Source organism: Streptomyces venezuelae (assembly GCF_008642355.1).
GTDB classification, from domain to species: Bacteria; Actinomycetota; Actinomycetes; order Streptomycetales; family Streptomycetaceae; genus Streptomyces; species Streptomyces venezuelae_B.
Genome location: NZ_CP029193.1, coordinates 6,808,454 through 6,832,599, shown reverse-complemented (window position 1 = coordinate 6,832,599; position 24,146 = coordinate 6,808,454). Strand labels below are relative to the sequence as shown.

General features: G+C 71.1%; 26 protein-coding genes. 9 read left to right on the top strand and 17 right to left on the bottom strand.

Annotation, left to right across the window (positions count from 1 at the left end; translation table 11 throughout):
* Nucleotides 1-3 precede the first annotated feature (3 nt).
* The 3 genes from DEJ47_RS31270 to DEJ47_RS31260 all read right to left on the bottom strand — a co-directional run bounded on the left by DEJ47_RS31270 (nucleotide 4) and on the right by DEJ47_RS31260 (nucleotide 1,970).
* Nucleotides 4-411: an STAS domain-containing protein gene (locus DEJ47_RS31270; RefSeq protein WP_150173899.1), complete on the bottom strand. Its 408-nt coding sequence runs from the start codon at nucleotides 409-411 to the stop codon at nucleotides 4-6.
* Nucleotides 408-1,289 (bottom strand): STAS domain-containing protein, encoded by an 882-nt coding sequence (locus DEJ47_RS31265; RefSeq protein WP_150173897.1) that lies wholly within the window; start codon nucleotides 1,287-1,289, stop codon nucleotides 408-410. Before DEJ47_RS31265 ends, DEJ47_RS31270 begins: the two co-directional genes overlap by 4 nt.
* Nucleotides 1,290-1,469: 180 nt before the next feature.
* A complete protein-coding gene (locus tag DEJ47_RS31260) occupies nucleotides 1,470-1,970 on the bottom strand; it encodes a MarR family winged helix-turn-helix transcriptional regulator (RefSeq protein ID WP_150173895.1) in 501 nt (166 codons plus the stop codon).
* A 121-nt stretch (nucleotides 1,971-2,091) separates the two neighbouring features.
* On the opposite strand from DEJ47_RS31260, the gene DEJ47_RS31255 reads away from it, so the two are divergent.
* From DEJ47_RS31255 to DEJ47_RS31225, 8 genes are all read left to right on the top strand, one after another.
* The gene (locus DEJ47_RS31255; RefSeq protein ID WP_190415659.1) at nucleotides 2,092-3,246 is read left to right on the top strand and encodes a PP2C family protein-serine/threonine phosphatase; all 1,155 of its coding nucleotides are present in this window, start codon (nucleotides 2,092-2,094) and stop codon (nucleotides 3,244-3,246) included.
* Between the two features lie 106 nt (nucleotides 3,247-3,352).
* Complete coding sequence (locus DEJ47_RS31250; protein ID WP_150173891.1) at nucleotides 3,353-3,763, top strand: ATP-binding protein; 411 nt, start codon at nucleotides 3,353-3,355, stop codon at nucleotides 3,761-3,763.
* Nucleotides 3,764-3,868: 105 nt separating this feature from the next.
* Nucleotides 3,869-4,015, top strand: a complete 147-nt coding sequence (locus tag DEJ47_RS36660; RefSeq protein WP_165283570.1) for a hypothetical protein — start codon at nucleotides 3,869-3,871, stop codon at nucleotides 4,013-4,015.
* Nucleotides 4,012-4,695: a PRC-barrel domain-containing protein gene (locus tag DEJ47_RS31245; protein ID WP_150173889.1), complete on the top strand. Its 684-nt coding sequence runs from the start codon at nucleotides 4,012-4,014 to the stop codon at nucleotides 4,693-4,695. The genes DEJ47_RS36660 and DEJ47_RS31245 overlap by 4 nt, the downstream gene beginning before the upstream one ends.
* A complete protein-coding gene (locus tag DEJ47_RS31240) occupies nucleotides 4,692-5,117 on the top strand; it encodes a hypothetical protein (RefSeq protein WP_150173887.1) in 426 nt (141 codons plus the stop codon). Before DEJ47_RS31245 ends, DEJ47_RS31240 begins: the two co-directional genes overlap by 4 nt.
* A 99-nt stretch (nucleotides 5,118-5,216) precedes the next feature.
* A complete protein-coding gene (locus tag DEJ47_RS31235; RefSeq protein ID WP_150173885.1) occupies nucleotides 5,217-6,488 on the top strand; it encodes a sensor histidine kinase in 1,272 nt (423 codons plus the stop codon).
* The gene (locus DEJ47_RS31230) at nucleotides 6,485-7,144 is read left to right on the top strand and encodes a response regulator (protein WP_150173883.1); all 660 of its coding nucleotides are present in this window, start codon (nucleotides 6,485-6,487) and stop codon (nucleotides 7,142-7,144) included. Before DEJ47_RS31235 ends, DEJ47_RS31230 begins: the two co-directional genes overlap by 4 nt.
* Nucleotides 7,145-7,247: 103 nt before the next feature.
* Nucleotides 7,248-9,053 carry an SGNH/GDSL hydrolase family protein gene (locus DEJ47_RS31225; protein WP_150173881.1) on the top strand — a complete coding sequence of 602 codons (1,806 nt, stop codon included), beginning with the start codon at nucleotides 7,248-7,250 and terminating at the stop codon, nucleotides 9,051-9,053.
* 14 nt (nucleotides 9,054-9,067) lie between these two features.
* On the opposite strand, the gene DEJ47_RS31220 is transcribed toward DEJ47_RS31225, so the two are convergent.
* The 5 genes from DEJ47_RS31220 to DEJ47_RS31200 all read right to left on the bottom strand — a co-directional run bounded on the left by DEJ47_RS31220 (nucleotide 9,068) and on the right by DEJ47_RS31200 (nucleotide 13,820).
* Nucleotides 9,068-9,847, bottom strand: coding sequence for an exodeoxyribonuclease III (locus tag DEJ47_RS31220; protein ID WP_150173879.1), 780 nt, complete (start codon nucleotides 9,845-9,847; stop codon nucleotides 9,068-9,070).
* Between the two features lie 30 nt (nucleotides 9,848-9,877).
* Nucleotides 9,878-10,510: an MBL fold metallo-hydrolase gene (locus DEJ47_RS31215; protein WP_150175987.1), complete on the bottom strand. Its 633-nt coding sequence runs from the start codon at nucleotides 10,508-10,510 to the stop codon at nucleotides 9,878-9,880.
* A 73-nt stretch (nucleotides 10,511-10,583) separates the two neighbouring features.
* Entirely contained in the window at nucleotides 10,584-11,894 is a 1,311-nt protein-coding gene (pcaC, locus tag DEJ47_RS31210) for a 4-carboxymuconolactone decarboxylase (protein WP_150173877.1), read from the bottom strand.
* Between the two features lie 214 nt (nucleotides 11,895-12,108).
* Nucleotides 12,109-12,420 carry a hypothetical protein gene (locus tag DEJ47_RS31205; protein ID WP_150173876.1) on the bottom strand — a complete coding sequence of 104 codons (312 nt, stop codon included), beginning with the start codon at nucleotides 12,418-12,420 and terminating at the stop codon, nucleotides 12,109-12,111.
* Between the two features lie 140 nt (nucleotides 12,421-12,560).
* Nucleotides 12,561-13,820 carry an arginine deiminase gene (locus tag DEJ47_RS31200; RefSeq protein WP_150173874.1) on the bottom strand — a complete coding sequence of 420 codons (1,260 nt, stop codon included), beginning with the start codon at nucleotides 13,818-13,820 and terminating at the stop codon, nucleotides 12,561-12,563.
* 143 nt (nucleotides 13,821-13,963) lie between these two features.
* Between DEJ47_RS31200 and DEJ47_RS31195 the strand changes: the two genes are divergently transcribed.
* Nucleotides 13,964-14,890 (top strand): ornithine cyclodeaminase family protein, encoded by a 927-nt coding sequence (locus DEJ47_RS31195; protein ID WP_223828558.1) that lies wholly within the window; start codon nucleotides 13,964-13,966, stop codon nucleotides 14,888-14,890.
* A gap of 33 nt (nucleotides 14,891-14,923) precedes the next feature.
* Here DEJ47_RS31195 and DEJ47_RS31190 read toward each other — a convergent pair whose 3' ends face one another.
* From DEJ47_RS31190 to DEJ47_RS31150, 9 genes are all read right to left on the bottom strand, one after another.
* Entirely contained in the window at nucleotides 14,924-16,219 is a 1,296-nt protein-coding gene (locus DEJ47_RS31190; protein ID WP_150175986.1) for a sulfite oxidase, read from the bottom strand.
* Between the two features lie 103 nt (nucleotides 16,220-16,322).
* Nucleotides 16,323-16,934 carry a sugar kinase gene (locus DEJ47_RS31185; protein ID WP_150173870.1) on the bottom strand — a complete coding sequence of 204 codons (612 nt, stop codon included), beginning with the start codon at nucleotides 16,932-16,934 and terminating at the stop codon, nucleotides 16,323-16,325.
* Entirely contained in the window at nucleotides 16,935-18,092 is a 1,158-nt protein-coding gene (locus DEJ47_RS31180) for an ROK family glucokinase (RefSeq protein ID WP_150173868.1), read from the bottom strand. It lies immediately after the preceding gene.
* 223 nt (nucleotides 18,093-18,315) lie between these two features.
* On the bottom strand, nucleotides 18,316-19,137 hold the full coding sequence (locus DEJ47_RS31175) for an ATP-binding cassette domain-containing protein (RefSeq protein WP_150173866.1): 822 nt from the start codon (nucleotides 19,135-19,137) through the stop codon (nucleotides 18,316-18,318).
* 8 nt (nucleotides 19,138-19,145) lie between these two features.
* Nucleotides 19,146-20,201, bottom strand: coding sequence for an ABC transporter permease (locus DEJ47_RS31170; RefSeq protein ID WP_150173864.1), 1,056 nt, complete (start codon nucleotides 20,199-20,201; stop codon nucleotides 19,146-19,148).
* Entirely contained in the window at nucleotides 20,198-21,217 is a 1,020-nt protein-coding gene (locus DEJ47_RS31165) for a sugar ABC transporter substrate-binding protein (RefSeq protein ID WP_190415657.1), read from the bottom strand. The genes DEJ47_RS31170 and DEJ47_RS31165 overlap by 4 nt, the downstream gene beginning before the upstream one ends.
* Nucleotides 21,218-21,332: 115 nt before the next feature.
* Nucleotides 21,333-22,337: a sugar ABC transporter substrate-binding protein gene (locus DEJ47_RS31160; RefSeq protein WP_150175984.1), complete on the bottom strand. Its 1,005-nt coding sequence runs from the start codon at nucleotides 22,335-22,337 to the stop codon at nucleotides 21,333-21,335.
* A gap of 119 nt (nucleotides 22,338-22,456) precedes the next feature.
* Nucleotides 22,457-23,194, bottom strand: a complete 738-nt coding sequence (locus DEJ47_RS31155; protein ID WP_150175983.1) for a GntR family transcriptional regulator — start codon at nucleotides 23,192-23,194, stop codon at nucleotides 22,457-22,459.
* A 133-nt stretch (nucleotides 23,195-23,327) separates the two neighbouring features.
* Nucleotides 23,328-24,128: an SAM-dependent methyltransferase gene (locus tag DEJ47_RS31150; protein WP_150173862.1), complete on the bottom strand. Its 801-nt coding sequence runs from the start codon at nucleotides 24,126-24,128 to the stop codon at nucleotides 23,328-23,330.
* Nucleotides 24,129-24,146: the final 18 nt, after the last annotated feature.

Here is a 24,146-nt window from a genome sequence, read left to right as displayed (position 1 = left end):
AGATCACCGTAGAGGGACAACGCGGGCCCCCTTTGGGGGTCGAGGAGCCGGCTGCCAGCCCAACGCGATCATGCCCTGCTCCGCGTTGAGGGTCGTCTCCACACCGGACAGCTCCAGGCCGAGTTCCACGAGGGTGATGGCGACGGCCGGCCGCATGCCGGCCACTATCACCCGGGCTCCCAGCAGCCGGGCCGTAGTGGTCAGTTCCATGAGCGTGCGGGCCACGAACGAGTCGATGATCTCGAGGCGGGAGATGTCGATGAGGATCGCGCGCGCACGGTCGGCGACGATGCGCTCGGTGAGTTCCTCGGTGACGGCTACGGCCGCCTTGTCGTCGAGTTCATTGAGCAGGCCGGTGACCAGCACGTCGCCCAGGCGCAGGATCGGGACTCCGTTCAAGTCGCCACTCACCGCGCATCCGCGAGAGAGGCCCGCTGTGTCGGCTGGTCCGTGAGCATGGGGATGGCCGCGGCGAGTGCGTCGGCCAGCGTCGACCGCGTCAGGATGGCCGACAGGTCGATGCCGAGCTGGGCGATGATCTGGGCGATCGGTGGCCGGATGCCGCTGATCACACAGTCGGCGCCCATCAGCCGCACCGCGTTGACCGTCTGCATCAAGTGGTGCGCCACGGCGGTGTCCACGGTGGGCACACCGGTGATGTCGATGATCGCGACCTGCGCCTCGTCCCGCTCGATGGCCTCCAGGAGGTTCTCCATCACGACCTGCGTACGGGTCGTGTCGAGCGTCCCGATCAGCGGTACGGCGAGCACGCGGTCCCACAGGCGCACCACCGGCGTCGACACCTCGAGGAGCTGGCGGCTCTGCCGCCGGATGATCTCCTCGCGCCCGTCCACGTAGATGTCGAAGGACATGGCGCCCGCGGTGTCGAGCAGGCGGTTGATGAAGAGCGCCGCGTGATAGAGCGCGGTGACGTCCCGCGTCTCCTGCTGCACCGCCTCCAACAGCGCTTCCTTGAGCGCCAGCACCGCCTGCGAGGTCGCGGTGGGGGTGGCACCGCCTCTGGCGCGGCGCAGCGAGAGGTCGGTGACGCACTGACGAAGACCGGGATGGGAGGCCACCACGTCCCGCGCGGGCAGCTCGGTCTCCAGGCCGGCGAGCAGCGCCTCGACCAAGGAGTCGGCCTCTTCGTTCAGCTCCGCCTCGGTGACGCCGGTCTCCAGGACCGCCAGTTCCGACTGGAGCTCGACCCAGCGGTCGGCGACCTTCTCCCCCTGCTCGCGCAGGGCGGCGATGACGCGCAACCGGGCTTCGGACTCACTGGAGTTCATTCCATCCACCTTAGCAATTGTTGTCGCACGGCAAATGTTAGCCGAGGTATGCGATCTTCGAAGGCGGAAGTCGGGTACGTCACTGCCGGACACACGCGAGTACCTGGATGCGCCAGGAGTAAACTCACGTGATCGGGCGAACCGTTACGGCACGCTTCGCGTCCCGGCCTCGCTCTCGTCTCAAGCGGACTCGGCGGTGCCGTCCCGCGTGGGAGGCCGCCCCGGGGCGGTGTCCTCCACCACCCGCTGGAAGCCGCTCAGACCGCGCACCAGAGCGGAACGCTCCGTGGGGCGCATCGCCGAAATGGCGTCAAGCAACGCACTCTCCCGGCGGGCCCGCAGTTCGTTGAGGTAATTTTTGCCCCGGCTCGACAAGCGCAGTTCGAGCTCACGGCGGCTGGCTGAACTGAGGGATCGCTCAATGAAGCCCAGGGCATGAAGGCGGTCACACATACGACTCACCGAAGACGGCGCCGACCCCAGACACTCGCCGAGGGTCCTCAGATTGATGCCCTGAGCGCCGTCCAAGACGTACAGCACACGCAGCTGTGACGACGAAACGGGTGCGGTCGGGGCGATGTCCCTGCCCCTGCTCCACAGCACCTCGAGCAGTTCGATGACTTCCCGGGCAGCATGCGTGGCCGCATCCTGACCGCCCCTGATGGAAGTTTCGGAGTCCATGGCCTCAACTGTGACACTTCGCAATGGCCCTGTCAGTCGCTGAGACACGGCGGACACCCGGCCCCTTCCCGCACTCCCGACCCGAACCGGAACAGGTGGTACCCAACACGTGGACAGATTCATGGCTGTGGAGCGAGCCCTGCGCACCTCAGCACCGCACGCACTTCTCGATACAGTGCGGAACGCGCTCATCGGCCGCTACACAGCCTGCTCGGTCGACCTGCTCATGGCCGACTACGCGATGACCATACTCCAACCGGTCGACGCGCTGCCGCGCACGGCGGCGCCCGTGGCGATCAACGGCAGCCCGGCCGGACGCGCCTTCGGCGCGCAGGAACCGTACATCGAGACCGGCGCCGACGGCGACCCCGTCACCCTCCACCTCCCGGTGAGCGTGCGCGGCGACCGCACCGGCATCCTCAGCGTCCGGCTCCCCGCGGAGGCCTGCGATGCCGGAACGGTGCGTGAGCTGGGCGAGCTCGCCGAGGTCCTCGCGCACGAGATCGTCGTGGCCGAACGGGACACCGACCTCTACCTCCAGGCGCGCCGCGCCGACCGGCTCACCCTCGCCGCCGAGATGCAGTGGGAACTGCTGCCCGGCCGCTCCTGCTCCCGCCCCGAGTACGACATCGGCGCCCAGCTCGAACCGGCGTACGCGATCCACGGCGACAACTTCGACTGGTCGGCCTCCGGCGACGACCTCACCCTCACCGTCACCAACGGCATGGGCGAGGGCATCGAGGCCGCGCTCCTCACCAACCTGGCCATCAACGCGCTGCGCAACGCACGCCGGGCCGGGCTGTCCCTGGTCGACCAGGCCTGCCTCGCCGACCAGGCCGTCTACGGCCATTACCAGGGCTCCGTCCACCTCTCCGTGCTCCTCCTGCGGTTCGATCTCGCCACGGGCGAGACGGAGGTCATCGACGCGGGCTCGCCCAAGATGTATCGCGTACGCGGCGGCAAGGCCGAGCCCATAGAGCTGGACGCGCAGCTTCCGCTCGGCATGGCCGAGGACACGCCCTACAGTGCTGAGCGCTTCCGCGCCGAGCCCGGTGACCGGCTGCTGTTCGTCAGCGACGGCGTCTACGACGTGGCGTCCCCGACGGGCGAGCGCTACAGCGAGCGCGCTCTCACCCGGGCGATGACCAGCACCCGCCTCCTGCCGCCCTCCCAGGTCCCGCGCGCGGTGCTGCACGAACTCTCCTGGCACCGCGGCCCCGCGGCGGCCGACGACGACGCGATGATTCTCTGCCTGGACTGGCGGGGCCGCCCCTGAATCGGCGGACCGCGCACATCGGCCGGAACGAAGGCGTTGAACACGCCATTAATCGGGCAGATGTTCTTTCCGGACGGGACGGCCGTCCCCAGGGAGGAGGAGTCTCATGCGGACGCAGCGCGCACCGCTCACCCGACCGCCGGCAACGGCCACTTTCGACAAGAGACCCGAAGCGGTCGCCGACGCACGGGACCTCACCCGGGCCTTCGTCGCCGGGCTGTCCCCGGCGGTGGAGGACCGGAAGGCGTCGAGCATCGAGCTCGTCGTCTCCGAACTCGTCACCAACGTGGTCCGGCACGCCCGCGGCACCCTGTGCTCCCTGCGCCTGCAGGCCCGCAAGGACGTCGTCACGGTCGCCGTCTCCGACGCGGACCCGCGGCCTCCGCAGGAACGCACACCCGATCTCATGGGCAGTACGGGCGGATTCGGCTGGCCGATGGTGCAGCGCCTGGCGCGGGTGGTGACCGTGACCCTGGACGCGTCCAGCAAGACGATACGGGCGGAACTGGCGCGGTAGCCCGGCGGGCAGGGGGTATCCGGACCCCGTCGGTTCCGTCCCGGGGGTTCGGTCCCCCGGGTCCGGTCCCCTGGGTTCGGTCTTGGTCGCTCCGGGAGGTGGACGATGGTGTGGTGGGCGTGGGTGATCGCCGTGGTCGTCGTGGTGGGTCTGCTGTGTGCCGCGGTCGTCGGCGTGCAGGCCCGGCGGCGCAGCGGCGGAGTGATCGTGGTGCGGCGTGGCCGCGGGACCGGACGGGGGAGGGTGCGATGACGTCGTCCGTTCCCGCGGCGCTGATGGCGGCCGGCGACCTGACCAAACGTCCGGTGGTCACTCTGGGCGGCGAGGCGGTCGCCCAGGTCAAGGATGTCGTGCTCGACGGTGCGGGGGGCCGCATAGCCGGGTTCACGCTGGCCGGCCGGGGGCTGCTGTCCGGTCCGCTGCGCAAGAGTCTGCCGTGGGCGGCGGTGCACGCGCTGGGTGTGGACGCCGTGATGATCACCTCGGCCGAGGCCCTGGAGGACAAGTCGGCCGTCGCTTCCTCCGAGGAGGCCACCGGCCTCGTCCGCGGGGCGCGCGTGCTGACGGACCAGGGGGTGCAGGTCGGCACCGTCCTGGACGTGGTGGTCGAGGCGGGCCGCGAAGGCCGGGTCGTCGGCGTGGAGATGTCGTCCACGGAGGCGCTCGGACGGCATGAGCGCACGGTGTTCCTGCCGCTCGGCGACCGTCCCGCCATGACCGGTGACACGCTGATGGTGCCGGCGCAGGACACCGGGCACGCCGTCGAGGAACTGGGCGACCTGGCCACGGCGTTGTGGCGCAAGCGACTCGCCGGTCCCGGCCGTCCCGGCACGAAGGGGCTCGGTACTACAGGCCCCGGCACTACAGGACTCGGCACGACGGGACTGGGCACTACAGGACTCGGCACCACGGGTGAGGAGCGGACCTCATGATGCTGCTGACCCGGACCGTGGGCCGCCCCGTCGTGAGCTCGTCGGACGCCGCGCAGGTCGGCACGGTCGCCGGTCTCGTCCTCGCCCCGGAGGAGGCCCGGATCACCGCGCTCCGGCTGGACGGGGCCAAGGACGGCGCCGACGTGGTGGCCTGGACGGACGTGCACGCGGTGGGGCCGGACGCGGTGGTCGTCAAGGCGGCAGCGGCGGCCCGGTTCGCGTCCACGGACTCGTCCGCGAGCCAGGATCTGCTCGGCAAGCGGCTCCTGACGGAACTGGGTGACGCCTCCGGAACCCTCGCCGACGTCGCCTTCGACCCCGAGTCGGGCCGCATAGACACCCTCCACACCTCCCGCGGCGAACGCATCCCGGGCCATCACCTGCTCGGGGTCGGCTCGTACGCCGTGGTCGTGCGCGTCTGACGATGCGTCGGCCCCGGTACTCACCGGGGCGGCTGTCGACCGTGGTTGTACACCCGTGGCTCGATTCCCCGTGCGACTCCCCCTGATTACGATCGGCGCATGTCGGCCACCCCGTTCCTCCCGCTGGTCACGTACGCGCCGCCAGGCGTGTGGGTGGCCGTGTCCTGGTGCTTGGGCATCGTGTTCGGGGCACGTGCGTACTACGGGATCTCGTGGCTGCCGACGAGCACGGTGCCGGGGCCCGGCCCGTGGCAGTGGCTGCTGGTGGCCGTCGCCGCCGGGACGGTGCTGTGGGCGAGCCGCCTGACGGCCCGGCGCCCTCTGCTGTCGCTGGGGCTGCTGATCGGCGCCTCGTACGTCGCGACGCATGCGATCGGCGCGACGAACCTGGGCTTCCTGCAGTACGCGGCGGTGGACATCGCGATGGGTTCCGTCGTGGCGACCGCCGCCCGCGGCACCCGTGCCGCCGCCGTCGCCATGGCCCTGTGCGTCCATCCTCTGTACGCCCTCCTCCGGCAGCTGCTCGGGCTGCCCACCCGGCACGCGCACACCCTCACCTCCAGCTGGTCCGACTGGCAGACCCCCGTCCTGCTGGCCGTCGTCGCCTGGCTGGTCGGCGACTCGGTGCGCCGCACCCGCGCCGCCACGGAGCGGCTCGGCGCGCAGGCCGCCGCGCAGGCCGTCACCGCCGAACGGCTCCGCATCGCCCGGGAGATGCACGACACGGTGGCCCACAGCATCGGCATCATCGCGCTGCAGGCGGGCGCGGCGGCCCGGGTCGTCGAGACCCAGCCGGCCGGGGCGCGCGAGGCGATGACCGCGGTGGAGAAGGCGGGCCGGGAGACGCTGGCCGGGCTGCGCCGGATGGTGGTCGCGCTGCGCGAGAGCGAGTCGGGCGAGGAGCGGGACGGCGAGCGGGGCCCGGCCCGGGGGCACGGTCCGGCGGCGCCACGCGGGCCCGCCGAAGGCCTCGCGGACGTCGACAGGATGGCCGCGTCGACGACGGCCGCCGGAGTGCGCGTCGACGTGGTGTGGCGGGGCGAGCGGCGACCACTGCCCGCGGACATCGACCTGTCGGCGTACCGCATCATCCAGGAGTCCGTCACCAACGTGGTGCGGCACGCGGGCACGGCGTCCTGCACCGTGTCCGTGGACCATCGCGAGAAGGAGCTCATCATCGAGATCGAGGACTCGGGAAGCGGTGGCACCGGAGCGACCCGCGGTGCGGGGCACGGCGCCGGGTTCGGCCTGGCCGGCATGCGCGAGCGCGTCGCCCTGCTGCACGGCGGGTTCAGCGCCGCGCCCCGGCCCGGCGGGGGCTTCCTGGTCAGCGCCAGCCTGCCCGTACCGGCCGCGGCGGTCGCCCGATGACGGTCCGCGTCCTGCTGGTCGACGACCAGCCCCTGGTCCGCACCGCCCTGAGCATGGTGATCACCGAGGCCCCGGACATCGAGGTCGCCGGCGAGGCCGCCTCCGGTGACGAGGCGGTCCGGCTCTGCGCCGAACTGCGCCCGGACGTCGTGGTGATGGACATTCGGATGCCCGGCATGGACGGCATCGAGGCGACCCGCCTGATCACGTCGGGCGCCACGCCCGCGCACGTCGTCGTCCTGACCACGTTCGACGACGACGATTACGTGTACGGGGCGCTGCGCGCGGGCGCCGCCGGATTCCTCGTCAAGGACATGGCCCTGGACGACATCCTCGCGGCGGTGCGCACGGTCGCGACCGGCGACGGACTGATCGCGCCGAGCGTCACACGCCGCCTCATCAAGGAGTTCGCGGGGCGCCCCGAGTCCGCGCCGCCGCGCGAGGTGTCGATCGCCGGCATCACGGATCGCGAACGCGAGGTGCTCACCCTGGTGGGGCGCGGCCTGTCGAACACCGAGATAGCCGCGGAGCTCTGTCTGAGCGTCGCCACGGCGAAGACGTATCTGACGCGGCTCCTGGCGAAGCTCGACGCCAGGGACCGCGTGCAGCTGGTGATCATCGCGTACGAGAGGGGGCTGGTGTCGACGGGGTCCTGACGGAGTGCGGGCTCGGTCCGGATGGTTCCGCGGCCCGGTCCGGTGAGTTCGCGTCGTGTTCACGCGCCCCTCATTGACTCGCCTCCCGTGCCTCCTTAGCTTCATGGCGCATCTGCCACCGCGGGAGGGGACTGTCGTGCGCCGACGTATCTGGGGAACGGCCGCCGTGCTCGCCTTGGTCACGGGCCTCGTGCCGGTGACGTCGGCGCAGGCCGCGGCGGCGCACAGACCCGGGCCGCTCCCCCTGGAGCGGCTCTTCGACAACCGCGCGGTCAGCGACGACGCGCGTCCCGCCGCCGCGGACTTCGACGGCTCGGGCGGCTCGCTGTCCGCGCGGGACCTGACGGCCGCGGGCTGGACTCCCGGGCGGACCCTCGGCATCGAGGGGGCGCGGCTCACCTGGCCGCGGACCGCGCCGGGCAGGCCGGACAACGTGCGCGCCGACGGTCAGTCGGTGCGGGTGCGCGGGCGCGGCGACGCGCTCGCCTTCCTGGTCGCGGGGACGGGTGGCGAGGCGAGCGGCACGGGCACGGTCCGCTACCGGGACGGCTCGCGCGGCTCCTACCGGCTCACCGCGCCGGACTGGCGCTCGGGCCCGCTCGCCACGAAGTCCGTGGCCCTGCCGCACATCAACACGCCCGGCGGCCAACTCGCCGAGAAGGCACGGCTCCACGTGGTGACAGTGCCGCTCGCCCACGGGCGGGAGGTCGCCTCGGTGAACCTGCCGCGCGACCCGGGCGCCCCGGACCTGCACGTGTTCGCCCTGTCGGTGCGGGCCGCGACGAAGGGCTGGACGGGCACCTGGTCGGCGTCGACCGCGGGCTACACGGCGGTGGGGCCGTGGTCCGACCGGACCGTGCGGCTCGTCGTGCACACGAGCACCGGCGGGCCGCGGGTACGCATCCGGCTCGACAACACGTTCGCCGCGGGCCCGGTGCGGATCGGGAGCGCGACGGTGGCGGTGCAGGAGGCCGGGGCGGGGGCCCGGGGCGCACCGCGTCCGCTGTCCTTCCGCGGCGCCCCGGGCGCGGAGCTTCCGGCGGGCGCCCAGGCGTACAGCGACCCCCTCGACTTCGACGTGCCGGCCGACGCGAACCTTTTGGTCAGCTTCCACCTCCCCGGCCCCGTCGTGGCGGCGCCCGTGCACAGCCAGGCCGTACAGCGCTCGTACGTCAGCGGTCCCGGCGACCACACGGCGGACGGCTCCCCGGCGGCGTACACCTCGACGATCACGTCCTGGCCGCTGCTCACCGGCGTCGACGTCGGCGGCGGGCCCGGCTCGGTCGTGCTGCTCGGCGACTCGATCACCGACGGCGTGAAGTCGACGCAGGACGCCAACCGGCGCTGGCCCAACGTCCTGGCGACGCGGCTCCTGAACCAGTCGGCCGTCCCGGCCTACGGCGTGCTGAACCAGGGCATCTCCGCGAACCGCGTGGTCGCCGACCGCTATCCCGGTGACGGCGTCTCCACCGATACGGGCGGTGTGAGCGCCTTGCACCGCCTGGACCGCGACGTCCTGGCCCAGACGTCGGCGCGTACCGTCGTCGTCTTCGAGGGGATCAACGACGTGCGCTGGGGCGCGTCGGCGGACCAGGTGATCGCGGGGCTGCGGGAGATCGCGGACCGTGCGCGGGCGCGCGGACTGCGGACCGTGGCGGCGACGATCACGCCGTGCGAGGGCGAGTCCCTGTGCACGGCGACCGCGAACCGGCAGCGGGAGGCCGTCAACGCCTACCTGCGGACCAGTGACGACTTCGACGCCGTGCTCGACTTCGACGCGGTGCTGCGGGACCCCGCGCACCCGGCACGGATGCTCCCCGCCTACGACAGCGGGGACCATCTGCACCCGGGCGACACGGGCCTCGCGGCGCTGGCGGACTCGGTGGACCTGCGGCTCCTCGTGCCGTAACCCGCCCGCGCTCCTCAGACGTCGAGGTCGACCACGACGGGGGCGTGGTCGGACGCGCCCTTGCCCTTGCGCTCCTCCCGGTCCACGTACGAGTCGGAGACGGCCTTCGCGAACGGCTCGTTTCCGTAGACGAGGTCGATGCGCATGCCCCGGTTCTTGGGGAAGCCGAGCTGGCGGTAGTCCCAGTATGTGAACGGGTGGGCGTACTTGAGGGGGCGGGGCACGACGTCGGTGAGGCCCGTCTCGCGCAGGGCGGCGAGGGCGGCGCGCTCGGGCTCGGAGACGTGCGTGGCGCCGACGAAGAGCGCCGGGTCCCAGACGTCGTCGTCGGTCGGTGCCACGTTGAAGTCGCCGAGGACGGCGAAGGGGCGGGGGCCCGCCGCGTCGGCGGCGACCGCCGCCTTCAGGGCCTCGAACCACTGCAGCTTGTACGCGTAGTGGGCGTGGTCGACCTCGCGGCCGTTCGGCACGTACACCGACCAGAGGCGGACGGGGCCGCAGGTCGCGGAGATCGCGCGGGGCTCCTCCGCGCCGTCGTACCCCGGCCCGCCCGGGAGGCCCTTGACCACGTCGTCGAGGCCGACCTTGGAGACCAGCGCGACGCCGTTCCACCGCCCCGTCGCGTTCACCGCCGACTCGTACCCGAGCTCGCGGAGCGCGTCGGCGGGGAACTGCTCGGCCGTCGTCTTGGTCTCCTGTATGCACAGCACGTCCGTGCCGGTGGCCTCCAGCCAGGCCAGGAGCCTCGGCAGACGGGCGGTGATCGAGTTCACGTTCCAGGTCGCAATGCGCATGCCTCACAACCTACCGGGCGGCACTGACAGTCACAGATCCGCGGACTCCCCCGGCGTCAGACGCAGGTGCTCGGCCCCGCCGAGAGCGCCGATCTGGTTGTCGTAGATGGGCCGGGCGAGGTCGGTGAGGAGCGCGTCGTGGATGTCGTAGGCGCGCTGCGGCTTGACCTCGCGTACGTAGTCGATCACTTCGCTGATCTTGTTCCACGGGGCCATGACGGGGAGCATCAGCGTCTCGACGGGCTGGTCGGGGACGGTGAGGGCGTCCCCGGGGTGGAACACCGTTCCGTCGACGAGATAGCCGACGTTGGTGATCCGCGGGATGTCGGGATGGATCACGGCGTGCAGTTCGCCGTGGACCTGGACGTCGAACCCGGCGGCGGTGAACGTGTCGCCGTGGCCGACGGTGTGCACGCGGCCGGGGAAGGCCGCCGAGATCCGGTCCGCGACCGACTTGAGGGTCCAGATCTCGGTTCCGGGGCGGGCTTCCATGGCGGTCCGCAGCCGGTCCTCGTCGAAGTGGTCCGGGTGCTCGTGCGTGACGAGGATGGCGTCGGCGCCGAGCGCGGCGTCCTCCTCGCTGAAGCCGCCGGGATCGACGACGAGCGTGCGCCCGTCCTTTTCCAGACGCACGCACGCGTGGGACTTCTTCGTGAACGTCATGCGCGGCGTGCGCCCGGCCCTGCTGTCGGGAGTTTCGGGGGACTCGGGAGATGTCGTCATGTCTCCCATCCTGCTACTCCTGCGGCGTGGTTTCCTCACGGATCACGGCCTGCGCGACCTTGAACGCGGAGTTCGCCGCGGGGACGCCGCAGTACACGGCGGCCTGGAGCAGGACCTCCTTGATCTCGGCCGGGGTGAGACCGTTCCGCAGCGCCGCCCGGGTGTGGAACGCCAGCTCGTCCAGGTGACCGCCCGCGACGAGCGCCGTGAGCGTGACGCAGCTGCGGGAGCGGCGGTCCAGGCCCGGCCGGTTCCAGATCTCACCCCACGCGTAGCGGGTGACGAGTTCCTGGAAGTCCCCCGAGAAGTCGTCGGCGGCGGCGAGCACGCGGTCGACGTGCGCGTCGCCGAGCACCTCCCGGCGCACCTTCATCCCCGCGCCGTACAGATCGGGTGCCGTGTTCCCCGGCACGGCCTCCGGCTGCTCCACCGGGCCGATCTCGGCGACGGGCGAGACGGGCGCGGGCGACGGCCCGAGGACGGGCTTGGGGGGCACGGCGGCGAGCACCGACTGGCCGCCGCCCATGGTGGCGTCGGGCGCGGGCTGCCAGGCGGTGGAGAAGTGCCGTACGAGGAGATCGGTGACGGCGGCGGGCTGCTCGACGGGGGCGAGATGCGAGGCACCGGGGACGACGGCGAGCCGCGCGTCCGGAATCCCGGCGACGAGCGTACGGGCCTCGCCCTGCCCGGTGACCTGGTCCTCGGACCCGACGAGCACGAGAGTGGGCACGCCTATCCTGCCGAGCTCGGCGCGCACGTCGAAGGCGGCGAGGGCCTCGCAGGCGGCGATGTAGCAGCCGGGATCGGTGGTGCGCACCATCTGCACGGCCCAGTCGGTGATCGCGGGCTGCGCGGCGGCGAAACCGGGTGTGAACCAGCGGTCGGGGGCGGAGCGTGCGATGGGGTCGAGCCCGTTGCTGCGCACGATGACGCCGCGCTGCCGGAACTCGTCGGCGGTGCCGAACCGCGGCGACGCGGCGATGAGCGCGAGCGAGGCGACGCGGTGCGGGTGCCGCAGCGCGAGCTCGGCGCCGATGGCCCCGCCGAAGGCGCAGCCGGCGTACCCGAAGCGGTGCACGCCGAGCTCGTCGAGTGTGGCGAGCAGCCGGTCGGCGAGCTCTCCGACGGACCCGCACGGGTGCGCGGGTGCCCCGCCGTGCCCCGGCATGTCGAAGCGGAACACCCGCCACTGCCGGACCAGCTCGGGTATCTGCCGGTCCCACATGTGCCATGTGGTGCCGAGGGAGGAACCCAGGATGAGGACTGGGGCGTCTTCGGGCCCGTCAAAGCGGTATTGCAGGGTGTTCTTCGGTGGCTCACTCACCTGCCCGACCCTCTCATCTGTCACCAGCAGTCACTGCGCCGGGGTGAACCAGCCGGCCCGCACTGCTCCGGGACCACCACGACTGCCCATAGGCCCAGGGAGGCGACGTACGCGCGCAGGAGGGCGTACGTCGCCGCCCGGGAGAGTATGACGCAGAGAGTCGCTCAGCTGACGTTTCTCACCTTCACCGTCACTCGTCCCCCACATCTCCGAGTCACATGGTGCCGTCGAAGAGTCCGTCGAAATCGATCTCGACGAGTTCGGTGTGCTCACCCTGCGGGGTGAGGGAGGTGGGACGGGTGTCCTTTCCGCAGACTCCGCCCGTCTGCGGGTTCAGAGCGTCGACTTTCATCTGCTTCAGGATCTCGATGTTCTTGAGGATGTCCTGGACGTACGCGCAGATGCTGTCGGTGAGCTTGTTCTCGGGGGCGGGGGGCGGTGCGGCCGCGGTGCCTGTCGTGGCGAGGGGGCCGAGTACTGCGACGACGGCCAGGCCGAGGCCGGCGAGGCCAGTGCGTGCGTTCATGGTTCTCCTGTGCCTGCGGTGGTTCCTGCTTCTCTCGCCTCATTCACCCAGCCCCCGCGGCGGACCGCATCTGGTGCACCCCCACTTGGCGCCGCAGCCGAGGAACCCGCGACGGAACCGGTCCCGGCGCCTCCGGAGTGTCAGAAGCCGACCGCGTCGCGGATCAGCGGGCACGTCATGCAGTGGCCGCCGCCGCGGCCCCGGCCCAGTTCGGCGCCGACGATCTCGATGACCTCGACGCCCGCCTTGCGCAGCAGCGCGTTGGTCTGGGTGTTGCGGTCGTACGTGAAGACCACGCCCGGCTCCAGGGCGACGGCGTTGTTGCCGCTGTCCCACTGCTGACGCTCCGACGCGTAGACGTCCCCGCCCGTCTCGATCACCCGCATGGCAGGGAGTCCCAGTGCCTCGGTGACGACGTCGACGAACGTACGGGATCCCTCGTCGGTGATGGAGACCCCCGCGGGGCCGTCACCGGGGCGGAGGGTGAACGCGTGGACGTCGTCCATGATCTTCGGGTACAGGGTGACGATGTCGCGGTCGGCGAAGGTGAAGACGGTGTCCAGGTGCATCGCGGAGCGCAGTCTCGGCATGCCCGCGACGACGACCCGTTCGGCCGCGCCGTTGGCGAACAGGGCGGCGGCGACCTGGGTGATGGCCTGGCGGGAGGTGCGTTCGCTCATGCCCATGAGGACGACGCCGTTGCCGACAGGCATGATGTCGCCGCCCTCGAACGTGGCCTGGCCCCAGTCGAGTTCGGGGTCGCCCCACCAGACGGTGGCGCCCGTGAAGTCGGGGTGGAACTCGTAGACCGCCTTCATCAGCAGCGTCTCGTCGTGCCGGGCGGGCCAGTAGAGCGGGTTCAGGGTCACGCCGCCGTACAACCAGCACGTGGTGTCGCGGGTGTAGAGGGTGTTCGGCAGTGGCGGCATCAGGTATTCGCCGACGCCGGTGGATTCGCGGACGAGTGAGACGTACGCGGAGCGGTACTCGTCCGGCAGGTCCGTGGTCGCGAGGCCGCCGATCAGGTACTCGGCGAGCCGCCGCGGCTCCAGCGTCTCCAGGTAGGCGCGGGTGTCGTCCATCAGGCCGATCCCCACCTGGTTCGCGGTGATCTTCCGCTCCAGGAGCCAGTCCCTGGCGCCGGGGACGCCCAGGGTCTGCGCGAGCAGGTCGTGCAGCTCGACGACCTCGACCCCTCGCCGCCGCAGCTCGGCGACGAAGGCGGCGTGGTCGCGCTGGGCGTTCTCCACCCACATGACGTCGTCGAAGAGCAGGTCGGCGGAGTTGGTCGGGGTCAGGCGGCGGTGGGCGAGGGCGGGCGCGCAGACCAGGACCTTGCGGAGTCTGCCGACCTCGGAGTGGACGCCGTAGCCCGGACCGGTGGTGTTGGTGCTCGTCACACTCGTCACACTCGTCACTGAGTGCCTTTCCGTCTACGCAGGTTCTGGTGCCTCGTGCTGATGCGTGTGCTTGGCGTCCGACGCCTGATGACTGATGCCTGATGCCTGTGCAATTTAACGCTTACGTCAAGGATTGTCCTTATATGCACATTGATGCCGACGCCATTGAACGCCTCGTCCCCATGTCCGCCGCGATCGACGCGCTGGAAGCCGTCCTCGTCGCCGGGCTCGACCCGGAGGCGGAGCCGGACCGCGGCGTCGTGGACGTGCCCGGCGGGCAGCTGCTCATGATGCCGTCGGCCACGGCGTCGTACGCGGGCGTGAAGGTCGCCACGGTCACGCCCGGCAACGCGGACCGCGGTCTCCCCCGTATCCAGGGCCTGTACGTCCTCCTGGACGGCGAGACCCACACGCCGCTGGCCCTCCTGGACGGCATCGCGCTGACGTCGCTGCGCACCCCCGCCGTGTCCGGGGTGGCCGTCCGGAAGCTGGCGGTGCCGGACGCCGGGCGGCTCGTCGTCTTCGGGACCGGGCCGCAGGCGTGGGGGCACGTGGAGGCGGTGCGGGCCGTGCGTCCGGGGCTGCGCCACGTCGACGTGGTCGCGCGGAACGCCGGTCGCGTGGCGGACTTCGTCGCGCGCTGCCGCGCCGTCGGCCTCTCCGCGTCCGCGGCGACGGCGGACGCCGTGGCCCACGCCGACGTGGTCTGCTGCTGCACCACGGCACGCGAGCCCCTCTTCGACAGCGCCCTGCTCCCCGACCACGCCGCGGTCGCCGCGGTCGGCTCCCACGAGCCGGACGCCCGCGAGGTCGACGCCGATCTCGTGGGCCGCGCCACGGTGGTGGCGGAGTCCCGCGCGGTGGCGGCGCGGGAGTGCGGCGACTTGGTGCTCGCCGCCTCCGAAGGCGCCTTCGACCTGGTGCGGCTGCACACGCTGGACGCCCTGGTCCGGGGTGAGGTGGAGGCCGAGGAGGGGCGCCCGCGTCTTTTCAAGTCGGCGGGGATGGCCTGGGAGGACCTGGCCGTGGCGGCCGCCGCGTACGAACGGTGGGCGGCGGCCGCCGGGTGAGCGGCCGGGGCGGTTGCTCCGGGGCGCGGCCCGTCAGCCGCTGACGGTGACCGCGTGCCGGATCACCGCGTCGAACAGGTACCCCTGGGTGTTGTGCACCGTCGTCTCCGGCTGGGTGCGGCCCGTGGAGTCGGTGGCCCGGGAGAGAAGTTCGGCCGGGCCGGTCCTTTCGGGCTTCCACGGGATGGACCACCGGGTCCAGGAGCCCTCCTGCCCGCGGTCGTGCAGCCGCGCCGCCCGCCAGGAGGCGCCGCCGTCCGTGCTCACCTCGACCCGTGTGATCGCGCCGTCGGCCGACCAGGCGCGGCCCGTGAGCCGGTGCCGGGTGTGTGCGGGCAGGTCCGCGTTCCAGGGCAGCTCGAAGGCCGACTTGATGGTCTGGCGGGCGAGCGGGGCACTGCCCTCGGGCGGGTAGGCGTCGCCGAACAGGCGGTAGAAGTCCGTGTTCCAGGGCGAGTACAGGGGCTGGGTGGAGACCTCGATGTCGCCCAGCCACTTGATCGAGGAGATGCCCACCCAGGACGGGGCGAGGAGACGCACCGGATGGCCGTGGTCGGGCGGCAGAGGGGCACCGTTCATCTCATACGCGAGGATGACGTCGTCCAGTGCCTTGGAGACCGGCATGGGGCGGCGCACCCGGCCGTAGTTCGTACCGTTCGACGTGACGTACTCGTCGTCGAGCCCGCGCGGCATGATGTCGACCGCCCGGCGGGAGAGACCGGCTTTCTGCAGGACGTCGGCGAGGCGTACGCCTCGCCAGTGGGCCACGCCGATCGCACCCGTCGTCCAGGGGGTGCCCGAGCCCGCCCGGCCCTGCTGCGTCTTGAAGAAGTTCCTGGCGTTGCCCGCGCACTCCACGAACGCCGTGCGCGTCACCGGCTTGAAGCGCCTCAGGTCTGCCAGGGTGAACTCCCGCGCGCGGCCCGTCAGCCCGTCGCCCCAGATGTTCAGCTTCCAGGTGGCCGCGTCGAGGCGCGGGGTCGTCGTGTGGTTGCGGACGAAGAAGCGGGAGACCGGGGTGGTGAAGCCGGTGTCGGCGAACGACTCGAAGCGGGCCTCGGCGTTCGTGCCGTGGACGATGAACCACTCCGGCGGCAGCGGCTTGACGATGCCCGGTCCCGCCGCGGCGGCGCGGGGCGCTGACAGGGCCACCGGCACCGTCGAGGCCAGGCCCGCGGCGGCGACCAGCCGCAGCATGTCGCGGCGCGCCACGCCACCGGCGCGGGCCTGCCCCGTCAACCACTGCTGCAGTCGGCGACGGTCGTACGCCGCCTCCGACTGCCTTGCATCCGTCACAACCGATGCGTCCGACGCGCCCGTTGACTCCATGTGTCTGCTCATGACGTCACGGTAGGAAACGCCGGCCGCGGCCCACCGGAGATCGCCTTGATCTTCACAATCGACGCGGTTTGTTGCAGGCGGCCCTCGTGTCTCAGGGCGTCGTCGTCGAGACCACGTACACCATCGGGTGCTGCGCGTTGGAGCGGTCCACCACGACGTCCAGGGTCGGCGCCGGGTCCTTCTGCCGGTGGGTGAGGCCGTACCAGGGGCCGGGGCCCGTGAACTCCCAGCCGACGACGTTGCGGTCGCGCTTGCTGATGGTGATGTCGTCGGCTTTGAAGGCGCTCTCCTCGCTGCCGATCTGCTTGAGGAACCTGGTCAGGCCCGCGTTGCTGGTGAGGAACTGCACGTAGAGACGGCTGGTGCGCCAGTTGTTCGTCTCGTAGTAGGCGACCTCTTCGGAGTACGGCTGAACCGGTACGTCGTACAGGCGCCGCTGCACCCGGGAGGGCCAGCCCGCGGTGAGGCCCGTCGCGGAGTACTTGTCCTCCTTGTCGCGGCCGCTGTTGCGGCTCTGGTTCGCGGAGATCACCAGGTAGCCGGCGGGCACGCCGATCAGCAGCACGATGATGATCGCCGTCAGCCAGCGGCGGCGGATCATGTGGCTGCGGGCCTCGGTCCTGCGGGCCGGACCCCCCTCCCCGTCCGGCGGCTCGGGCGCGCCGGATCGGTCCGGGGACGAGGGCTGGCGTGGCACGGTCATCTACTGGGTTCCCTGGGATGTGCGGTCGTCGGTGCGGCGCGCCTCGGCGTAGCGCTCATAGCGTTCGTAGCGCTCCACGCGGCGTCGGTTGGCGCGGCGGAAGCGGCGGGCGACCAGGCGGGCCAGGTCGGCGGCGCCCACCATGCCGGCCTCGGGGCCGAGCTGGGCGCGGGCGATACGGGCCTCCGGGCGGTAGCCGCGGCCGGTGAGGTGGCGGCGGAAGGCGTCGCGGGCCGGACCGATCAGGAGGTCGTCGGCGGCGCTGACGCCGCCGCCGATCACGAAGCAGGAGGGGTCGAGGGCGGCGGCGAGGTTGGCGATGCCGACGCCGAGCCACTGGCCGATGTCCTGGAGGAGCTCGACGCACATGGCGTCGCCCTCGCGGGCCAGCTCGGTGATGAGGGGTCCCGTGATGTCGGGGACGTTGCCCTTGACGCGCTCGATGATGCCGTACGCGACCGGGGAGTCGGCGGCGGCGAGCTCGCGGGCCTCCCTGACGAGGGCGTTGCCCGAGCTGTACTGCTCCCAGCAGCCGCGGTTGCCGCACGGGCAGCGGTGGCCGCCGGGGACGACCTGCATGTGCCCGAACTCGCCGGCGACGCCGAACTTGCCGCGCTTGACGGCGCCGTCCTCCAGGATCGCGCCGCCGATGCCCGTACCGAGGGTGATCATGACGAGGTGGTCCTCGCCGCGGCCCGCGCCGAAGCGCCACTCCGCCCAGGCGGCGGTGTTCGCGTCGTTGTCGACCATGACGGGCACGGCCAGGCGGCCCGAGATGCGGTCGCGGAGGGGTTCGTTGCGCCAGGACAGGTGCGGGGCGAAGAGCACGCGGTTGCGGTCCGCGTCGACCCAGCCCGCGGCGCCGATGCCGACGGCGTGCACGTCGTGGCGGTCGGACAGGTCGAGGACCAGCTCGACGATGGTGTCCTCGACGACCTTCGGACTCTTGGACTTGTCCGGGGTCTCCGTGCGGAGGGTCTCCAGGATGTTGCCGTCGGGGTCGACGACGCCCGCCATCACCTTGGTGCCGCCGATGTCGATGCCGACGGTGTTGACGCGGGGCGCCGTCAGATGCGATCGGCGTTCGCGGGTGCCCACGGTCCGCAGAACGGTGGCTCGTGCGGAGCCGCGGTGCGCGAGGTCGCGGTAGGTGCTCATTGCGGCGATTCTGCCTCACGCTCGCGGGGGCGCGCACAACGGGATCTCGCGGGGCGCGTAACAGGGTACGGGGCTCGGCTTCCCCAGGGGCGCGGGGAACTGCGCGCTCGGCCCACGAAAGGCCGCAGACGCGTCTGCCGGGTGACCCTGCAGATGCGTCTGCGGCTCCGCTGTGGCTGATCGCGCAGTTCCCCGCGCCCCTAAAAAACGGCACCCCGAGCCGTCAGGCGGGCCCGCGGCCCTCCAGTTCGTGGCGGAGGTCGTCCAGTTCGGAGCCGCCCGCCATCTGGCGGGTCAGTTCGTCGAGGGTGATGTCGTCGCGCGTGTAGCTGCCGGACATCGCGCCGCGCTTCAGGAGGACGAACCGGTCGCCGACCAGGTACGCGTGGTGCGGGTTGTGGGTGATGAGGACCACGCCCAGGCCCGCGTCCCGCGCCGCGGCCACGTATTTGAGGACGACCCCGGACTGCTTCACGCCGAGCGCCGCCGTCGGCTCGTCCAGGACGAGGACCTTCGCGCCGAAGTGGACGGCGCGGGCGATCGCCACACACTGCCGCTCGCCGCCCGAGAGCGTGCCGATGGGCTGGTCCACGTCGCGCAGGTCGATGCCCATGCGGAGCAGCTCCGCGTGCGTCGTCGCGCGCATGAGGTCGACGTCCATACGGCGGAAGGGACCGACCCCCTTCGTCGGCTCGGAGCCGAGGAAGAAGTTCCGCCAGACCGGCATGAGGGGCACCACGGCGAGGTCCTGGTAGACCGTGGCGATGCCCCGGTCCAGCGCCTCGCGCGGGTTGGCGAACCGCGCCTCCTCCCCCTCGATCGTGAAGGAGCCCGAGTCGTTCCTGTGCAGACCCGCGATGATCTTGATGAGGGTCGACTTGCCCGCGCCGTTGTCGCCGAGCACGCAGGAGATTTCCCCCGCGTGCACTTCGAGGGAGACACCTTCGAGCGCGCGGATGTTGCCGTAGTACTTGCTGACGTCGTCGAGCTCGACGAGCGGCGTGCGCCCGCCCCCGCCCTCGGGGACCGCGTCGGTCTTCGTCATGTCCGTGGTCACTTCGTCGCCTCCGCGCGCTTGCGGACCCAGTGGTTCAGGAGGGTCGCCAGGAGCAGCATCACGCCGAGGAAGAACTTGAACCAGTCCGAGTTCCACTCGGCGTACACGATGCCCTTGCTGACCATGCCGAAGATCAGCGCCCCGACGGCCGCACCGACCGCGGAGCCGTACCCACCGGTGATGAGGCAGCCGCCGATGACGGCGGCGACGATGTAGATCAGCTCGTTGCCGACGCCCTCGCCGGACTGCACGGTGTCGTACGAGAAGAGCAGGTGCTGGCCGGAGACCCAGGCGCCGAACGCGACGCCCATGTAGAGGCCGATCTTGGTCTTGGCGACCGGGACGCCGACCGCGCGGGCCGCGTCCTCGCCGCCGCCGACCGCGAAGATCCAGTTGCCGACGCGGGTGCGGAGCAGGATCCACGTGGCGACCGCGATCAGCGCGAGCCACCACAGGATCGTGACCTTGAAGTCGACGCCGCCGATCGTGATCGTCTCGGCGAAGATCTTCTTCGCGGAGGAGAAGCCCTCCATGTCGGAGATCGACTTGGTGGAGACCGTGCCGCTGATCATCTTGGTGAAGCCGAGGTTCATGCCGGTCAGCATCAGGAACGTGCCGAGCGTGATGATGAAGCTCGGCGGGTCCGTGCGGGTCAGCATGACGCCGTTGAAGACGCCGATGGCGAGGGTGACGAGCAGCGAGACGCCGACGCCGACCCAGACGTTCGCCGTCATCTGGTAGCTGAACATCGAGGAGACGAGGGCGGAGGTCGTCACGAGGACGCCCGCCGACAGGTCGAACTCGCCGCCGATCATGAGCAGCGCCACCGGCACCGCCATGATGCCGTGGGTCGAGGCGGCGTACAGGACCGTCGCGAGGCTGCTGGCCTGGAGGAAGCTGTCCGCGACGAACGAGAAGAAGATGAAGACGGCGATGGCGCCGACGACCGAGCCGAGCTCGGGGCGGCCCATCAGTTTCTTCAGCGGCGAGGTCTTGACGAGCCGCTCGTCGGTCTTGGCGCCCGGTGCCGGCGCCGGTGCTGTGGCGGTCATCGGGTCCCTCGCTTCGCGTATTCCTCCAGCTCGGCGGCCTGGTCCTTGGTGATGATCTGCGGTCCCGTGAGGACGGGCCGACCGCCGCCGAGGACGTCGGCGTTGTACTTGTACAGCCAGAGCAGGTCGACGGCCTGGTACCCCTGGAGGTAGGGCTGCTGGTCGACGGCGAAGCCGAGGTCGCCCGACTTCAGGCCCGCCGCGACCTTCTCGTTCAGGTCGAACGTGTCGACCTCGGCCTTGCTGCCCGCGCTGTCCGCGGCCTTCACGGCGGTGTCCGCGAAGGGCGCGCCGAGCGTGACGACGGCGTCGACGGACTTGTCGGTCTGCAGCCGCGCCTCGATGGAGGACTGCACGTCGGGCATGTTGGTGCCGGTCACGTACAGGTTCTGGATCTTGCCGTCGAAGGTCTTCTTGGCGCCGTCGCAGCGCTGCTCGTGGCCGACGTTGCCCTGCTCGTGCAGGATGCAGAGCGCCTTCTTCTTGCCGCGCTTGTTGAGCTCCTCGCCGACGGCCTCGCCCGCGATCGTCTCGTCCTGCCCGATGTGGGTGAGCGCGCCGAAGTCCTTGGACTCGGCCGACCCGGAGTTCACGGTGATCACCGGGATGCCGGCCTTCTTCGCGCGGGCGAGGGCGCCCTTCATCGCGTCCGGCTTGGCCAGCGTGACGATGATCCCGTCGACCTTCTTGTCGATGTAGGAGTCCACGAGCTGGGCCTGCTGCTGGGCCTCGTCGTCATGGGCGTAGAGGAAGTTGATGTTGTCCTTTCGGGCGGCCTGCTTGGCACCGCTCTGGACGATGTCCCAGAAGGTGTCGCCGTCGCCCGAGTGGGTCACCATGCCGAAGGTCCAGCGCGGTGTGTTCACCGCGGCCTTCCCCTGGGCGGTCGCCGCCTTGCGGGCGTCCTCCGCGCGTTTGCCGCCGGTGCTGCTGCATCCGGTGAGTCCCGCGGTGACCCCGAGCACCGCCACCAGCACGGCGCCCACCGTACGTACCCCTGTCTTCACCCTTGCCACGACGCCGTGCCCTTCTTGCTCTGCTGCTCTGTGCGGCCGGTCCGGATCCCCGGCCCCAGCCGCCCAAGTATCGACCACGCGGATCACGTGTGTGTTCATCGGGTGCCGCGAGTGTTCATCGCGTCCCGCGTGCGGTGTACTTCTCCAGCTTCGGCACGTCCTTCGCGGTGACGACGGCGGGCCCGGTGAGGACGGGCTTGCCGCCTCCCAGGACGTTGGCGTTGGTCTTGTAGAGCCACAGCTCGTCGACGGAGAGATAACCCTGGAGGTAGGGCTGCTGGTCGACGGCGAACCCGACCTCCTTCGCCTTGAGCCTCTTGACGACCTCGGCGTTGAGGTCGAACGTGTCGATCTCCGCCTTGCTGCCCGTGTCCTCCTTGGCCTTCACCGAGTACGCGGCGATGGGCGCGCCGAGGGTGACGACCGCGTCGATGTCCTTGGTGGCCTGGAGCTTCGCGCTGATGGAGGACTGGGAGGCGGGCGCGTTGGTTCCCTCGACGTTCAGGTTCTCGACGGAGCCGCCGAAGCTTTTCTTCACTCCGGCGCAGCGCTGTTCGAGCGAGACGTTGCCCTGTTCGTGGATGACGCAGAGCGCCTTCTTCCTGCCGCGCTTGTCGAGCTCGTCGCCGACGGCCTCGCCGGCCACGGACTCGTCCTGCCCGATGTGGCTGAGCGCGCCGAACTCCTCGGAGAACTCGCCGCCCGAGTTGATGGTGACGACCGGGATCCGGGCGGCCTTCGCCTCGGCGAGCACGGACCGCATCGCCTCGGGCTTGGCCAGCGTCACGATGATCCCGTCGACCTTCTTGTCGACGAAGGACTGGACGAGCTCGGCCTGGCCCTTGGCTTCTTTGTCGTTGGCGTAGAGGAACTGGACGTTGTCCTTGCGGGCGGCCTGCTCGGCGCCGCTGCGGACGATGTCCCAGAAGGTGTCGCCCTCGCCCGAGTGCGTGACCATCGCGATCTTGAGCCGGGGCGTGTTCACGCCCGTACCGCCCCCGCCTCCGTCGTCCCCGGACATGTCCTCGTCGTCCTTGCCGCCGGAGCTGCTGCAGCCGGCGACGAGCGCGATCACCGCCAGACAGCCGACGACGCCCCTGGCTGTACGGGATGTACGCATGACCTTGCGGGATGTACGCATGGTGGACCACCCCTCGTCTCCCGGCCGCCTCGGTGCGGCTGGAGGAGTTCTAGCGGGGGGCGCGCGGCACCGTCAATAAGTTTGTCAGAACATTCTGACTACGGCCGTACGAGGAGCTGGAACTCGAAGGAGTACCGCGAGGCCCGGTAGACGTGTGAGCCGAATTCGACGGCGCGTCCCGTGTCGTCGAACGTCGTGCGCCGCATCGTGAGCAGTGGGGCGCCCATCGGCTCGGTGAGCAGTTCCGCCTCGTCGGCGGTGGCGGCGCGGGCGCCGACGGACTGGCGGGCGCTGTGCAGGGTGAGGCCCGCGGCGCGCATGAGGCGGTAGAGGCCGGTGGCCTCCAGGCGTGCCGGGTCGAGGTCGAGGAGGCCGGTGGGCAGGTGGTTGCGCAGGTGGGCCATGGGTTCGCCGTGCGCGAGCCGGAGCCGTTCGACGAGGTGCACCTCGTCGCCCTCGGCGACCCCGAGCGCCGCCGCGACCTCGGCGGTGGCGGGTTCCAGGGCGGCGCGCAGGACCCGGGTCTCGGGCCGCTGCCCCGCGGCCTCCAGGTCGTCGTAGAGACTGCTGAGCTCCAGGGGCCGCTTGACCTGGCTGTGCACGACCTGCGTCCCGACGCCCCGCCGCCGCACGAGCAGCCCCTTGTCGACGAGGGACTGGATGGCCTGCCGCACCGTGGGCCGCGAGAGGCCGAGCCGCCCGGCGAGCTCGATCTCGTTGCCGAGGAGGCTGCCGGGCGTCAGGGCGCCCCGCTCGATCGCCGCTTCCAGCTGCTGGGCGAGCTGGAAGTAGAGCGGGACGGGACTGCTGCGGTCGACGCCGAGCCGGAGGTCCACGGTGGGGTCCTGGACCGGTTTGTCCTGAGCTGCTTTGGCGACTGGTTTGGACACGTGGCGAGCGTAGTCCCAGGAGATGATGACGGGAAGTTCTTAAGTTCTGTTGTCCGGACAAATTGGGGACCGGGTGGGGTCAGGGCTTGCGGGCCACCGCCCCGTACATCGCGATCGCGCTGTCGTCGATGCCCGCCTGCTCCGGGCCGGGGCGCCACTTGTGGACCTGGGTGACGCCCGGGTCGACCAGTTCCATGCCGTCGAAGAACGACGTGGCCGTCGGCAGGTCGCGCAGGGCCATGGGCATGCCCTGCGCTGCGTACTCCTCGGCGACCCGGCCCACCTCGTCGGGGGCGAAGTCCGCGGTGCCGATGGTCATGGCCAGGAAGCTGCCCGAGGGCAGCGGTTCCAGGAGGCGCTGGACGAGGCGGCGGTCGTCCGGGGGCAGGATGAAGTGGAGGATGCCGATGACCATGAGGCCGACCGGCTCCCCCAGGTCGATCAGCTCGCGGAACTCCGCGCTGTCCAGGATGGCGTCCGGGTCGTGCATGTCCGCGTCGATGTACGCCGTCGCACCCTCGGGTGTGCTCTGCAGGAGGGCGCGGGCGTGGGCCAGGACGATGGGGTCGTTGTCGACGTAGACCACGTGCGACTCGGGTGCCACCTCCTGGGCCACCTCGTGGAGGTTGGGCGCCGTGGGCAACCCGGTTCCTATGTCGAGGAATTGGCGGATTCCCTGCTCCTCGGCGAGGTAGCGCCCGGCGCGGTGCATGAAGCGGCGGTTCTCCAGCATGTGCACCGGCAGCGCGGGCCAGTGCTCGCACATCGTGTCGCCCGCCGCGGCATCCACGGGGTAGTGGTCCTTGCCGCCCAGGATGTAGTCGTACACCCGCGCCGAATGCGCCGTCGAGGTGTCGATCCGATCGCCCGCGCCGTGCATGGGCCGCTCCAATTCTCT